General features: G+C 79.3%; 2 protein-coding genes. Both read right to left on the reverse strand.

Features of this window, described 5'->3' with window-relative positions:
* Positions 1–121: pilus assembly protein TadG-related protein (locus GT042_RS40235; protein WP_345944019.1), on the reverse strand; the 121-nt coding region annotated here is incomplete at its 3' end.
* The coding region (locus GT042_RS39595) for a TadE family type IV pilus minor pilin (RefSeq protein ID WP_272925795.1) at positions 118–319 on the reverse strand (202 nt) is incomplete at its 5' end. The genes GT042_RS39595 and GT042_RS40235, both read right to left, overlap by 4 nt.

Raw genomic sequence — 319 nt, forward strand, 5'->3', positions numbered from 1 at the left:
CCCCGGCCCGGTGACGGGCGGCGACCGCCTGGCCGAGGGCGAGGACCACGGCGAACACCACGCACATCGCCGTCGTCGCCATCGCCGCCCAGACCGTCGCGGACCCCCGGTCCCCGCTCATGACGCCACCCCCGCGGCCCCAGGGCCTCCCAGGCCGCCTCCAGCTCCGTCCTGGGCGTCCTCAGCCGGAGCCACCGCCTCCGCACCGAGCGTCAGGGCCAGCGCGCCCGGCCCGGGGGTCGGCACCTCCACCCGGACCCGCCACAGATCGCCGGACCGCGCCATCGTGATCCGCGCGCCGTCCGGAGCCGCCGAGCGG

This window comes from Streptomyces sp. SID3212 (assembly GCF_009865405.1).
In the GTDB taxonomy this organism is placed as follows: Bacteria; Actinomycetota; Actinomycetes; order Streptomycetales; family Streptomycetaceae; genus Streptomyces.